13 protein-coding genes are annotated in these 12,307 nt (G+C 63.4%); 1 reads left to right on the forward strand and 12 read right to left on the reverse strand.

The window, feature by feature from the left end:
• Positions 1-30: 30 nt before the first annotated feature.
• From mltG to BFX80_RS13045, 9 genes are all read right to left on the reverse strand, one after another.
• Positions 31-1,032, reverse strand: coding sequence for an endolytic transglycosylase MltG (gene mltG, locus BFX80_RS13005; protein WP_084209134.1), 1,002 nt, complete (start codon positions 1,030-1,032; stop codon positions 31-33).
• 72 nt (positions 1,033-1,104) lie between these two features.
• A complete protein-coding gene (pabC, locus tag BFX80_RS13010) occupies positions 1,105-1,956 on the reverse strand; it encodes an aminodeoxychorismate lyase (protein WP_240499575.1) in 852 nt (283 codons plus the stop codon).
• Between the two features lie 147 nt (positions 1,957-2,103).
• Positions 2,104-3,348 carry a beta-ketoacyl-ACP synthase II gene (gene fabF / locus BFX80_RS13015; RefSeq protein ID WP_077372085.1) on the reverse strand — a complete coding sequence of 415 codons (1,245 nt, stop codon included), beginning with the start codon at positions 3,346-3,348 and terminating at the stop codon, positions 2,104-2,106.
• A gap of 530 nt (positions 3,349-3,878) precedes the next feature.
• Positions 3,879-4,112, reverse strand: a complete 234-nt coding sequence (gene acpP, locus BFX80_RS13020; protein WP_065392587.1) for an acyl carrier protein — start codon at positions 4,110-4,112, stop codon at positions 3,879-3,881.
• A gap of 100 nt (positions 4,113-4,212) precedes the next feature.
• Positions 4,213-4,956: a 3-oxoacyl-ACP reductase FabG gene (gene fabG, locus BFX80_RS13025; protein ID WP_043331893.1), complete on the reverse strand. Its 744-nt coding sequence runs from the start codon at positions 4,954-4,956 to the stop codon at positions 4,213-4,215.
• 60 nt (positions 4,957-5,016) lie between these two features.
• Positions 5,017-5,979, reverse strand: coding sequence for an ACP S-malonyltransferase (gene fabD / locus BFX80_RS13030; RefSeq protein ID WP_077372081.1), 963 nt, complete (start codon positions 5,977-5,979; stop codon positions 5,017-5,019).
• A 373-nt stretch (positions 5,980-6,352) separates the two neighbouring features.
• Positions 6,353-7,354 (reverse strand): phosphate acyltransferase PlsX, encoded by a 1,002-nt coding sequence (gene plsX, locus BFX80_RS13035; RefSeq protein ID WP_240499753.1) that lies wholly within the window; start codon positions 7,352-7,354, stop codon positions 6,353-6,355.
• A 50-nt stretch (positions 7,355-7,404) separates the two neighbouring features.
• Positions 7,405-7,575 carry a 50S ribosomal protein L32 gene (gene rpmF / locus BFX80_RS13040; protein ID WP_065392644.1) on the reverse strand — a complete coding sequence of 57 codons (171 nt, stop codon included), beginning with the start codon at positions 7,573-7,575 and terminating at the stop codon, positions 7,405-7,407.
• 33 nt (positions 7,576-7,608) lie between these two features.
• Positions 7,609-8,139, reverse strand: coding sequence for a YceD family protein (locus BFX80_RS13045; RefSeq protein WP_077372076.1), 531 nt, complete (start codon positions 8,137-8,139; stop codon positions 7,609-7,611).
• Between the two features lie 362 nt (positions 8,140-8,501).
• Between BFX80_RS13045 and BFX80_RS13050 the strand changes: the two genes are divergently transcribed.
• Positions 8,502-9,089, forward strand: coding sequence for a Maf family protein (locus tag BFX80_RS13050; RefSeq protein WP_084209136.1), 588 nt, complete (start codon positions 8,502-8,504; stop codon positions 9,087-9,089).
• Here the strand turns inward: BFX80_RS13050 and sppA are convergent.
• Genes sppA through rluC form a run of 3 tightly spaced genes read right to left on the reverse strand, consistent with a single transcriptional unit; the run spans position 9,086 to position 11,836 of the window.
• On the reverse strand, positions 9,086-10,162 hold the full coding sequence (sppA, locus tag BFX80_RS13055) for a signal peptide peptidase SppA (protein WP_077372070.1): 1,077 nt from the start codon (positions 10,160-10,162) through the stop codon (positions 9,086-9,088). The genes BFX80_RS13050 and sppA overlap by 4 nt on opposite strands.
• Positions 10,163-10,197: 35 nt before the next feature.
• Complete coding sequence (locus BFX80_RS13060; RefSeq protein WP_084209786.1) at positions 10,198-10,884, reverse strand: HAD-IA family hydrolase; 687 nt, start codon at positions 10,882-10,884, stop codon at positions 10,198-10,200.
• Positions 10,877-11,836, reverse strand: a complete 960-nt coding sequence (gene rluC / locus BFX80_RS13065) for a 23S rRNA pseudouridine(955/2504/2580) synthase RluC (RefSeq protein ID WP_077372067.1) — start codon at positions 11,834-11,836, stop codon at positions 10,877-10,879. Before rluC ends, BFX80_RS13060 begins: the two co-directional genes overlap by 8 nt.
• Between the last annotated feature and the right edge of the window lie 471 nt (positions 11,837-12,307).

Consider the following 12,307-nt stretch of genomic DNA (forward strand, 5'->3'; position numbering starts at 1 on the left):
ACGCGGACATTTCGCCTCATTCACGGCGTATTACCGGTTGAGAATATAGCGGCGCACGGCGTTGTTGTGCTCTCGCAGAGTGCGCGAGAAGTGGTGCTTGCCCTCGCCCTTGGCGACGAAATAGTAGGTGTCGCCTGGCTTGGGGTGTACCGCGGCTTCCAGAGCGGCACGCCCCGGCATCGCGATGGGTGTCGGCGGCAGGCCGGTGATCACGTAGGTATTCCAGGGGGTCGGCTTGCGCAGATCGGCACGCGACAGCGAGCCATCATAATCCTCCCCCAGCCCGTAGATCACGGTCGGGTCGGTCTGCAGGCGCATGCCACGCTCCATGCGACGCTTGAACACGCCGGCGATCTCGCCACGTTCTTCCGGGGCACCGGTCTCGCGCTCGATCAGCGAGGCCAGAATCAGGGCCTCGTACGCGGTGGTGATCGGCAGGTCGTCGTCACGCCCGGCCCACACGTCCTCCAGCGTCTTGCTCATGCGCGCGTAGGCCTGCTTGTAGAGCGACAGATCGCTCACGCCCTTGTGATAGCGGTAGGTGTCCGGGAAGAAGCGCCCTTCCGGCTTCTCGCCTTCTGCCCCTACGGCCGCCATCAGCTCCTCATCGCTCATGTCGCGAGTCGTGTGCTCAAGCTTGGGTGAGGCGTCCATGGCGGTACGCATCTGGGCGAAGGTCCAGCCTTCCGGCACGGTCAGGGTATAGCTGACGACGTCATCGCTGGACAGCAGTGCCACCAGCTCACGCCCGTTGAGGCCCGGCGTGAGACGGAATTCACCGGCGCGCAGACCATTGACGGCATCAGGCTCCAGACGTGCCCATACCTTGTACGGCCAGCTGGCCTCGATGATGCCTCGGGATTCCAGCTCGCTCACCACCTTGGAGAGACTGGCACCGCGCGGGACCTCGAACAGCTGTTCCTGCTCGATCGCCAGTGGTGACAGCAACTGTGCCTGCCAGTAACGAAAACCCACCATACCCGCAGCCACGGCCACGACGACCAGCATCAGAAGGATCTTGAATACACGCATAATCGGATTTCCAGTCTTCATGGCGAAGAAGGTGTCTGCTCGGGAACGCCCCCGCAGCCTGGACGCCTTCCATCAATACGCGGGCTCGCCCAGCAAGCGCGCGACAATGTCGTTCAGTGACGCAAGCGCCGGATGCCCCTCATCACTCCATTGGGCCAGAGGCTCTCCCGACGCCGCCAGCAAGGTGCGCAGCGGCCAGACGCCCTGCACGGAATTCATCACCACCACCACCTCGGCCGCCCTCAGTGATGACAGTCCTTCGCGCACTCGCATGACGGGGAGCTCGGCCTCTAGCGCCACCAGCAAGGTGCCCTCGACACCGGCGCGATCCAGGCATGGCGTGAACCATTGCCCGTCGCGATACCAGGCGAGGTTCATGCTGGTGGCCTCGACGAGCTCATCGCTTGCCGTCAGCAACAGCCCCTCCCGGATGGCGGGGTCTGTCCACTCACGGCGTGCCAGCACATTCTCGAGCCGGTTGAGATGCTTGAGTCCCGCCAGCGCCGGCTGCTCTGCCACGCGCAATTCGCACACGCGCGCCGTGATGCCCTGACGGGCCTCACGATTGACCACAAAGGGCATTGCGCGTGCCCGCAGACGAGGTTCGGGTGACTCGGGTGCCTTGTAGCCACGACCACCGGACCCGCCGGTGACGACCAGCTTGAGCACCTCCAGCCCCTCGCCCCGGCAGACGTCCAGACACACATCGAGCGCCTGCGACGAGGGCACGGGCAAGCCAAGTCGCCGGCAACCACGGGTCAGTCGCGCCAGGTGCCGTGACCATAGCTGCGGCTGGCCATCGCGCACCAGAATCGTCTCGAACACGCCCTCACCGTAGGCAAGGCCGCGATCCTCCATGGGCAGGCCCGCCGCAAGCGAGTCGTGAAGCATCTCCTGCGTGGTACCGGTATGGTCAGCCGTCATCGATGCAACACTCCTTCGCGACATGCATGGCACACAAGGTGTCAGCAAGACATCGTGATCCGGTCATCACCGCCAGGCAACGCCCCACAGACAGACGCGCCCCCGGATGGGAGCGCGTCAGAGGGGAGATCACGACAGCGTGCGACCTCAGTCCTTGAGCTTGCCGAACACCAACGAGCCGTTGGTGCCACCGAAGCCGAAGGAGTTGGACAGGGTGTACTCGATCTTCATGTCGCGTGCGACATTGGGAACGTAATCGAGATTGCAGCCCTCGGCCGGATTGTCGAGGTTGATGGTCGGCGGGGCGACCTGATCACGCATCGCCAGCACGCAGAACACGGCCTCGACGGCACCGGCGGCACCCAGCAGGTGACCGATCATCGACTTGGTGGAACTGACGGCCACATTGCGCGCCGCGTCGCCCAGCACGGATTCGACGGCCAGGCTCTCGGCCTTGTCGCCGGCATTGGTGGACGTGCCGTGAGCATTGATGTAATCGATCTCGCTCGGGTCCAGCTTGGCATCCCGAATGGCGTTGCGCATCGAGGCGGCCGCGCCACGGCCGTCTTCAGGCGGCGCCGTCATGTGATGCGCATCATCGGACATGCCGAAACCGAGCACCTCGGCGTAGATGGTCGCACCACGTGCCTTGGCGTGCTCATACTCTTCCAGCACCACGACACCGGCACCGTCGGACAGCACGAAGCCATCACGATCACGGTCCCATGGGCGGCTGGCCGCCTGAGGGTCGTCGTTGCGGGTCGAGAGCGCGCGCGCCGCGGAGAAGCCGCCCAGACCCAGCGGTGTGGTCGCCATCTCGGCACCACCGGCCACCATCACGTCAGCATCGCCGTAGGCGATGGTACGAGCGCTGTAACCGATGTTGTGCGTTCCGGTGGTACAGGCGGTGGTGATCGCGATGTTGGGGCCGCGATAACCGAACTGGATCGCCAGGTTGCCGGAGATCATGTTGATGATGGAGCCCGGCACGAAGAACGGCGAGATGCGACGCGCACCGCCTTTCTCCAGCGCCTTGTGATTGTGCTCGATCATCGGCAGACCACCGATACCGGAACCGATGGCAACACCGATGCGATCGGCATTGTCTTCCGTGCACTCGATACCGGAATCGGTGATGGCCTGATGGGCCGCCGCGATACCGTACTGGATGAAGAGGTCCATCTTGCGGGCCTCTTTCGGGTTCAGATACTGACCCACATCGAAATTCTTGATGGAACCGCCAAAACGGGTATTGAAACCGCTGACATCGAAATGCTCGATGGGTGCGATGCCACTCTTGCCCGCCTTGATGTTGCTCCAGCTTTCCTCGACGGTATTCCCTACCGGGGTCACCAGGCCTAGACCTGTCACCACTACCCTTCTGCGAGGCATCGTGTCTCCTCCAAAACTATCGACTTGGCACGCCTGGGCCAGCTGCACCTGGGCGGTAATTGAGCGCATTATACAGAAACCTTGCCAGTGATGGGCAGTCGGTTTTCCTGCGGTTTTCCAGACGCTGTCCTGCGCACAGGCGACAGGGGTGACACCGCCATGTCACCTGCGATCAACACTGCCGACCACACGCCCTGCTCCCGCCTCTTTTCGCCCACAAAGACAGGGCTCTGGCACAGGAATGTCGCGCGAGACATCCCGCGACAGGCTCACGCACCTTCGCAGACCTCGCCCCTGCCTCAGACGTCGCCCGCCCCTGGCACCGCCAAACTCTCGCATCTCCCGCCGGCAGAGAAGTCTGCCGTCCTTGCTGGCCGCTCTGCCGAGAAAGGCACGGCCGACCAGCGCTCAAGAGTGACGAATGGCAGAAACGACAAGAGCCGCACTGAAGACAGTGCGGCTCTTGAACGTACAGACGATTGCATCACGACCCTGAGCCACGAAGGGCCCGCTGGTCGCTTCAATCCACCTTACTGGTGGTTGACGATGTAATCGATAGCTTCCTGCACGGTGGTGATCTTCTCTGCTTCTTCGTCAGGAATTTCAGTATCGAATTCCTCTTCCAGAGCCATCACCAGCTCAACGGTGTCCAGGGAGTCGGCGCCCAGGTCTTCAGTGAAAGAGGAAGAGTTCTGGATGTCTTCTTCTTTGGCGTTCAGGCGCTCGGCCACAACCTTCTTGACGCGTTCTTCAATGGTGCTCATTTAACAATCACTCCTAGTGGTACGGAATCCGCAGCTCGAAAAAGCTGGGCGTAGTTTATAGGCCACCCCAAAAGGACGCAACCACGTCCCCGCGCGGGGCTTAGCGCATGTTCATGCCGCCGTTTACCTGCAACGTCTCACCGGTAATGTAGCCTGCTGCATCACTGGTCAGGAAGCCGACTGCCGCAGCAATCTCTTCCGGCTGGCCAAGGCGCGCCAGCGGGATGTTGCCGAGCAGCGCTTCGTGCTGCGCTTCCGGCAATGCTTCGGTCATGTCAGTGGCGATGAAGCCCGGCGCCACTGAATTGACGGTAATGTTGCGCGACGCGACTTCACGCGCCAGCGAGCGGGCAAAGCCTTCCATGCCTGCCTTGGCGGCAGCATAGTTGACCTGACCGAGGTTGCCCATGGTCGCGACCACGGACGAGATGTTGACGATGCGACCGAAGCGCGCCTTGGTCATGCCGCGCAGGCAGCTCTTGCTGACACGGAAGACCGACTTGAGGTTGGTGTCGAGCACCGCATCCCAATCATCTTCCTTGAGGCGCATCAGCAGGTTGTCACGGGTGATGCCGGCGTTGTTGACCAGGATGGTCGGTGCGCCGAAGCGCTCGCCGATTTCCTTGAGCACGGCGTCGACGCTGGCCTGGTCGGTGACGTTGAGCAGCATGCCCGCGCCTTCGATACCGTGCGCCTCGAGGTCAGCGCCGATGGCGGCCGCCCCTTTTTCGCTTGTGGCCGTGCCGATCACGATACGGCCCTGACGGCCGAGTTCACGGGAGATGGCTTGGCCGATGCCACGACTGGCACCGGTTACCAGTGCGATTCTGCGTTCGCTCGTCATCTTGAGTCCTGAGTTGGCTGATCCAAGTCACATGACTGGCCGCGCGGGCCAATCACGAGCTTACTGATTCTGTTCGGCAGCGGTCTCACGGGCAAGTTCCAGCGCCGCTTCCAGGCTGTCCGGGTCGTTCACGGCCAGGCCACGGGCCTGACGCTGGATACGCTTGCCGAGACCGGTCAACACCTTGCCCGGACCGCATTCGATGAAGGTCCGCGCGCCGCTGTCGAACATGGCATTGACGCAATCCGTCCAGCGCACCGGCTGATAGAGCTGCTCGATCAGACGCTGACGCAGTGTCTCGACATCCTCATGGGCCTTGGCATCGACATTCTGGATGACGGTGTAGCGCGGCGCACGGAAGTCGATGTCGTTCATCGCCTCGGCCAGCTTGTCAGCCGCCGGACGCATCAGATCGCAATGCGAAGGCACGGAGACCGGCAGCGGCATGGCACGCTTGGCACCCGCCTCCTGACACGCCGCGATGGCACGCTCGACGGCAGCCGTGCCGCCCGCGATGACCACCTGACCCGGCGCATTGTAGTTGACTGCCGCGACCACTTCACCCTGCGCCGCACTGGCACAGGCAGCTTCGACCTGAGCATTCTCGAGACCGAGAATGGCCGCCATCGCGCCCTGCCCCTGAGGCACGGCAGTCTGCATGGCTTCGCCGCGCAGATTGACCAGCTTGACGCCTTCGGCAAAGCCGATCACGCCGGCGCAGACCATCGCGCTGTATTCGCCCAGGGAGTGACCGGCCATGCGCGCCGGACGCGGACCTTCCAGCTCCTGCCAGACGCGCCAGATGGCAACGCTGGCCGTCAGAAGCGCAGGCTGGGTCAACTCGGTACGATTGAGCTCCTCTGCCGGGCCTTCCTGCGTCAGATGCCAGAGATCGCGCCCCAGCGCGTCAGAGGCTTCTTCGAAGGTAGTGCGGACGACGCTGTAGCGCTCCGCCAGCTCCCGCAGCATGCCGACCTGCTGGGAGCCCTGTCCCGGGAAGATGAGGGCCAGGGAATCTGTCATTGCTGTCACCATTTCCATCTGTTCAGGTGGGACTGACACGGGTAAGGAAACCCGATTTCCGCTGGCCCGCCAGTGCGCTGCGCCGTGTCGCTCCCCTCCGGAGCCATTCACCAACGCCACACACTCCTGCCAGGGGAAAGCCTGCTTCTCCCTTCACTGCATTGTACTCGCCAGCGACACACTTGCTGCCTGCTGCCACCCTCTCACTCGCCATTTCTCGCGAGCACAGGCCTTAACACCTGCCGGCCCCCCTGGACGTCAGGCGGCGCCTTCGCGTCAGACCCGATGCCACATCGGTCGGGCGCAGGCATTGTCGCACCGAGTGAGACCAAGCTCGACCCCCGCCGACCAAGAATCCGACCAATTTACGCAATTAACCCGGCAGGCTGCCCTTGAGAGCATGCGCAAGACGCTCCGGCAAGCCTCGACGCGCCTCACTCGCCGCGCGCGAGACAGCATAGGCGAATCCCTCCGCGGCCGCCCCGCCATGACTCTTGACGACCACGCCGGCCACGCCCAGCAGACTGGCACCGTTGTAGCGCACCGGATCCAGCTGACGAGACAGGCGCGTCAATGCCGGACGTGCCAACCAGGCCATCAGGCGCGTACGCCAATCCGCCGCCAATGTCGCCCCCAGCTGTGCCGACAGCATCTGGGCCAGCCCTTCACTGCTCTTGAGCACGACATTGCCGACGAAACCGTCGCAGACCACGACGTCTACCTCTCCTGCGAAGAGGTCGCCCCCTTCAACGAAGCCGAGATAATCGAAATTCGCACCGCTGCCAGCCAGCAAGGCATGCGCTTCCTGCACCTGCGCCGTCCCCTTGCCGGATTCGACACCGACATTGAGCAGCCCCACGCGCGGGTTGGCGACACCTTCCACCAGCTGGCACCGCACGGCACCCATGCGAGCAAATGCCAGCAGATGCTGCGGCGCGACCGCCACATTGGCGCCAAGATCCAGCAGACTGCAGGACCGCTCTCCCTGCGTGGGTACCGCCGCACAGATGGCTGGCCGCTCCACTCCCTCGACCGTTCCCACGTCCCGCATGGCCAACGCCATCAAGGCGCCGGTATTGCCCGCACTGACGCAGGCATCGGCCTGCCCGCTCGCCACCAGGTCGAGCGCACGGGACATGCTGCTGGGCTCGCGACTGCGCACGACACGAGAGGGGCGAGCATCAGACGCGACAATGCCGTCGACAGCGAGTGTCTGAAGGCGATCACGAACACGGGAGAGTGAAACAGGGAGGGAATCAAGCTCGGCATCCAGAAGATGCCCTGGACCCACCAGCGTGGCGCTGAGTCGTGGGTCACGCAACAGTGCACTGGCAGTGCCCCGTAACGTAGCGCGGGGACCGAAGTCCCCGCCCATCGTATCGATGGCGATACGCACGGCGTTACGCCGTGCGCTGCATCAATGCTTTAGGCATCGACGACTTTACGGCCACGGTAGAAACCGTCGGCAGACACGTGGTGACGCAGGTGAACTGTACCGGTTTCCTTGTCCTGGGACAGGGTCGGTGCAGTCAGGGCGTCGTGGCTGCGACGCATGCCACGCTTGGAACGGGTTTTGCGGTTCTGCTGAACTGCCATGGGAATTACTCCAATCTTGTCGACAAATTGAGTTCAGTGCTTGTCCTTCAGGGTGCCAAGCACACTGAATGGATTCACAGCGGGTGCGTCCGAGGCCTCGGGTTCCACACCGCTGGCCAGCTGGTCGCGAGAGACGGCACAATCGGCCTCCTCGTGGTAGACCACCTGCGGCAGGACAAGGAGCACTTCATCCTCGATCACTGACAGGAGATCCAGCTGTTCGTTTTCCACCACTACCGGCTCGTACTCACCGGGCAGCTGCGATGCCAGTGCGTCATTGGTGACCAGTCCCAACAGGAATTCGCTGGAAAGCGGTTCCGGCTCGGTAGGTCCCAGGCAGCGCTGGCACAGCAGACTTGCCTCGAAGGCGATGCTGCCCTCGATGAAGCTGCGACGCTGAGTATCGATGTCAAAGGCCAACGTGATGCTCACGTCACCCTCCTGTGCACCGATCGCTTCAACTACACGGGGCATGTCCGCCAGAGGAATCACGCCTTCAAGGCGTTTTCCCGCTGACGCCAGCCGGTAGGGCTCGACCTTGGTCGGCAGTCTTGTGGTCAACATAGGCGCGCCATAATAGGGATTCCCCCTCCCGGTGTCAAAATGCATGAGCAACTTGTTCATTCTGCCAGCCCACGGCATGGCGGCCTTTCCGCGCCACCCGACCCGAGCATGAGCACAGATGAGGTCAGGCGGATCCTTCAGCGCGCGATTGTACGCCTGTGTCGCTTCAATGCCGAGAGGATTTGCGGCATCCTCCAATCTCAAGCATATCAACGAGTTGTCGTGAGAAAGCATGGCGGCGATGCATCACACGGAGAATCACGCGCGCGCCGGCCCCTCTCGACCTCCTGCCCTCTCATGCTCCGCCCCCTTCGCGCCCCGAACGCCTGCACGAATCGAGAGCCCAAAAAGAGAACAACGCCATGACACGACTGGTACTGGCTTCCAGCTCCCGCTGGCGCCGAGCCTTGCTTGATCGACTCGGACTCCCCTACACATGGGGGGCGCCTGACATCGATGAAACCCCTCGTCCCACGGAATCTCCCGACGCACTGGTCCATCGCCTGTCCCTGGGCAAGGCCAACGCCCTGGCGGAGGCCTATTCACACCACTTGATCATCGGCAGCGACCAGGTGGCCGTCTTCGAGGGCGAGATCCTCGGCAAGCCACAGGACCTGGCCGCCGCCCGCGCTCAGCTGACACGCTTCTCGGGACGCCGAGTCCGCTTCGTCACCGGCCTGGCGCTGTTGGATACACACAGCGCGCGACACTGGGTCTGCCATGAAAGCTACGACGTGGTGTTTCGCACGCTGAGCGAGCAGGAGATCACGCGTTACGTCGAGCGCGAATGCCCGCTGGACTCGGCCGGCAGCTTTCGCATGGAGGGGTTGGGCATCACGCTCTTCGAGCGTCTCGAGGGACGTGATCCCAACACCCTGATCGGCCTGCCGCTGATTCGCCTGTGCGAACTGTTGCGTGAGGCAGGCCTGGATCCACTGCTGGAGGACTAGGGCAGGCGATAGCTGACCGGCGAGACATTGGCGTCAAGCCCCAACGCGCTGGCCATCACACCGGCAAAGCGCCGCGTGAAGCGCTCGAAGGGATCCTGACGCGGCGTGTAATCATGCACGCCACCCTGCGGTGCCAGCTCGGCGGCCAGCTCCTCAAGCGTTGCGGTGCGATCCACAAGCCCGAGCGCGCGAGCCTGCTCGCCGGTCCAGATCAGTCCGGAGAACAGCGCCGGATCGTCCTTGAGCCGCTCACCGCGCCCGGCCTTGACCGCCGCGATGAACTGCTGGTGAGTCGTGGCCAGCACGTTCTGCCAGAAGTCGCGCTGCTCAGGCGAGATCTCGGAGAAGGGATCGAGAAACGCCTTGTTGTCACCTGCCGTGAACACACGTCGCTCGATTCCCAGCTCTTCCATCGGCCCCTTCAGCCCGAAGCTCGAGGAGATCACCCCGATGGACCCGACCAGACTCGACGGTGCCGCGAGAATCTCGCCGGCGCCAGCTGCCATGTAATAGGCGCCACTCGCCCCGAGATCCTCGATCACGGCGATCACCGGCTTGCCACCCTGCTCCCGCATGCGCATCAACTCGTCATAGACGCGCTGGGACTGCACGGGACTGCCGCCGGGGGAGTTGATATCCAGCACCACCGCCACGGAGGCCGGCGACTCATTGGCCGCTCGCAGACCCTTGATGATGCGCTCGGCATTGGCTTCGCCATCCGCCTCGATCACGCCCTTGACACGCACGACACCGAGGTGCCGTTCACCGGGCAAGGCTGCCGGCTGGCTGCCGAGCGTGAAGAGGGTCACGGATGTCGCGATCGAGGCAATGAACAACAACGCGAACAGGAAGCGAAAGAACAGCTTCCAGCGCCTGGAGCGCCGTTGCTCGGTGACCACGCCCTGCACCCAGCGGTCCATCATCTCGAGCTGCACGGTACGCTCACGCGCCTGCCAGTCCACCTCGCTGCTGGAGGTGGCAGCGCTGTCAGCGCCCTGTCCGCTCGCGCCCGCTCCCCCCTCGTCCTTGCCACCTGGCCCTTCACGCCAGGGATCCTGCGGCCTGTCACTCATCGCTTGCTGCTCCTGTCATGGGCAGGACACCGTCATCATCTGACCGCGCCAAGCCACTCCATCAATTCATCGAAGTGCGAGACGATGCGCTGTGGGGCACAGGCCTCGAGTCGCGGCACGCTGTGCACACCATAGGTGACACCGACACTGTGCATGCCCAGCGCACGCGCCATCTCGAGATCATATTCGGTATCGCCGACCATCAGCGCCTCATGCGCCTCAACGTTCAACTCGGCCAGCAGCTCTTCGAGCATCAGTGGATGCGGCTTGGACAGCGTCATGTCCGCGGTACGCGAGGCGTGGAACCAGTCACCGCAGTCATGGGCGTGGAACATCCGATCAAGCCCGCGACGACTCTTGCCCGTCGCGACGGCCAGCAGCTGCTCCGGGTGAGCTCGCAGACGCTCGATGCCATTTTCCACGCCCGGAAAGAAATCCAGCGGCGTGGTATCGACTGCCACGAAATGCTGCTTGTAGGCCTCGACCAGTGCCTCGCACTGGGCAGCCGAAGCTCCGGGGAACAGCCGCGCCATGGCCTCCGGCAATCCGAGACCGATGATGTCGCGCGCGGCATGCGCCGGAAGCTCTCCCATGCCGACCGCCAGCGAGGCCGCCTGCAGGCAATCGACGATGCGTGCCTCGGAGTCCATCAAGGTACCGTCCCAATCGAAGATGACCAGACGATAGCGAGGTAAAGGCAGTACCGCAGAGGCGTCAGTCATGACGGGCTCCCAATTCTCGGGCATTGGCAAGGACGCGCTTCATGCGCTTGTCCAGCGGCGCACGGACCGTCACGGTCCGCCCGTCGGTGGGGTCCGGGAAGCTGAGCTGAGCGGCATGCAGGAACAGGCGCTCCAGCCCGACCTTCTTCGCCAGCGCATTGCCGCGCTCGGTCCCGTACTTGGTATCGCCGAGCAGCGGGTGACCGGCATGCACGGAGTGCACACGAATCTGGTGGGTACGCCCGGTGATCGGCTCGGCCTCGACCAGCGTCATGCTGGGATAGGCTTCGCGCACCGCATAACGGGTACTGGCCGTCTTGCCGGCCTCGTCGACGCGCACGCGACGCTCCCCGTTGCCGCCGTCGTAACGCTCAAGCGGTGCATTGACGTAATCACGCCGCGAGTCCCAGCGCCCTTCCACCAGCGCCAGATACAGCTTGGTCATCTTGTGGGCCTTGAGGTCCGCATTGAGCTGCAGCAACGCCGCACGCGTCTTGGCCAGCAGGATGCAGCCGGAGGTATCACGATCCAGACGATGGACCAGCTCCAGAAACGGCAGTTCATCACGAATCTGACGCATGGCCTCGATCAGCCCGATCTTGACGCCGCTCCCGCCGTGCACGGCGAGACCGGACGGCTTGTTGATGACCATGAAATCATCGGTCTCGCGCACGATGCAGCCCGCCAGCACCTCACGCAGATTGCCACTGACTTCCTGCACCGCAGCTTCCGGCGACAGGCGCAGTGGCGGTACACGCACCAGGTCTCCCGCCTGCAGGCGATAGTCGACCTTGATGCGCTTCTTGTTCACCCGAACCTCACCCTTGCGCACGATGCGATAGATCAAGGCCTTGGGTGCCCCCTTGAGACGTGTACGCAGGAAATTGTCGATGCGCTGCCCGGCCAGTTCCGGGGCAACCTCGATCCACTGGACTGATTGGCCCTCGGCCATGTCTCGCTCCTTTCCGGCCTCGCCTTCGCGCGGCCTGTTCATCATGTTGCCGTACGCCGGGGCGCACTCAGACTGGCCATTCTACGGTGTCATGCGACCAATGGGGAATCATCCCGCCATCGGAGGGCTCTGGCTGCGCCGCTCAAGGCCGCGAAACCCGGGACGAATGGCGGGCATTCGGGCGAAGCATTTGATATGCCTGCCGAATTGCTGGCCCATACCTTTACTGGTATATTCGGGCCCAGTGAGATGGGCCTTCTCTATATGCCCGATCACCCGCGTCACGACCCCGCCGAGACGGCGAGGTAGACGGTTCTGCATGCGGCGTGAAACCCCATGCAGACCACGTGAACAGGGCCAGCCGGCCCACGACGAAACAATGCGCACCGACGTCAGCACCGTGCAGAGTCTTCACGCACCCTGTTGTCACCTGGACTGTCGGCCGCGTGCTGTCCTGCGCAACGGGTCTGC

The organism is Cobetia marina (assembly GCF_001720485.1).
In the GTDB taxonomy this organism is placed as follows: Bacteria; Pseudomonadota; Gammaproteobacteria; order Pseudomonadales; family Halomonadaceae; genus Cobetia; species Cobetia marina.

Coding starts and splice junctions, on each gene's coding strand:
- BFX80_RS13050 (WP_084209136.1), top strand. CDS start 8,502: ATGACACGACTGGTACTGGCTTCCAGCTCCCGCTGGCGCCGAGCCTTG.
- BFX80_RS13045 (WP_077372076.1), bottom strand. CDS start 8,139: ATGTTGACCACAAGACTGCCGACCAAGGTCGAGCCCTACCGGCTGGCG.
- fabG (WP_043331893.1), bottom strand. CDS start 4,956: ATGACGAGCGAACGCAGAATCGCACTGGTAACCGGTGCCAGTCGTGGC.
- BFX80_RS13060 (WP_084209786.1), bottom strand. CDS start 10,884: ATGACTGACGCCTCTGCGGTACTGCCTTTACCTCGCTATCGTCTGGTC.
- mltG (WP_084209134.1), bottom strand. CDS start 1,032: ATGCGTGTATTCAAGATCCTTCTGATGCTGGTCGTCGTGGCCGTGGCT.
- rpmF (WP_065392644.1), bottom strand. CDS start 7,575: ATGGCAGTTCAGCAGAACCGCAAAACCCGTTCCAAGCGTGGCATGCGT.
- acpP (WP_065392587.1), bottom strand. CDS start 4,112: ATGAGCACCATTGAAGAACGCGTCAAGAAGGTTGTGGCCGAGCGCCTG.
- sppA (WP_077372070.1), bottom strand. CDS start 10,162: ATGAGTGACAGGCCGCAGGATCCCTGGCGTGAAGGGCCAGGTGGCAAG.
- plsX (WP_240499753.1), bottom strand. CDS start 7,354: ATGGGCGGGGACTTCGGTCCCCGCGCTACGTTACGGGGCACTGCCAGT.
- pabC (WP_240499575.1), bottom strand. CDS start 1,956: ATGACGGCTGACCATACCGGTACCACGCAGGAGATGCTTCACGACTCG.
- fabF (WP_077372085.1), bottom strand. CDS start 3,348: ATGCCTCGCAGAAGGGTAGTGGTGACAGGTCTAGGCCTGGTGACCCCG.
- rluC (WP_077372067.1), bottom strand. CDS start 11,836: ATGGCCGAGGGCCAATCAGTCCAGTGGATCGAGGTTGCCCCGGAACTG.
- fabD (WP_077372081.1), bottom strand. CDS start 5,979: ATGACAGATTCCCTGGCCCTCATCTTCCCGGGACAGGGCTCCCAGCAG.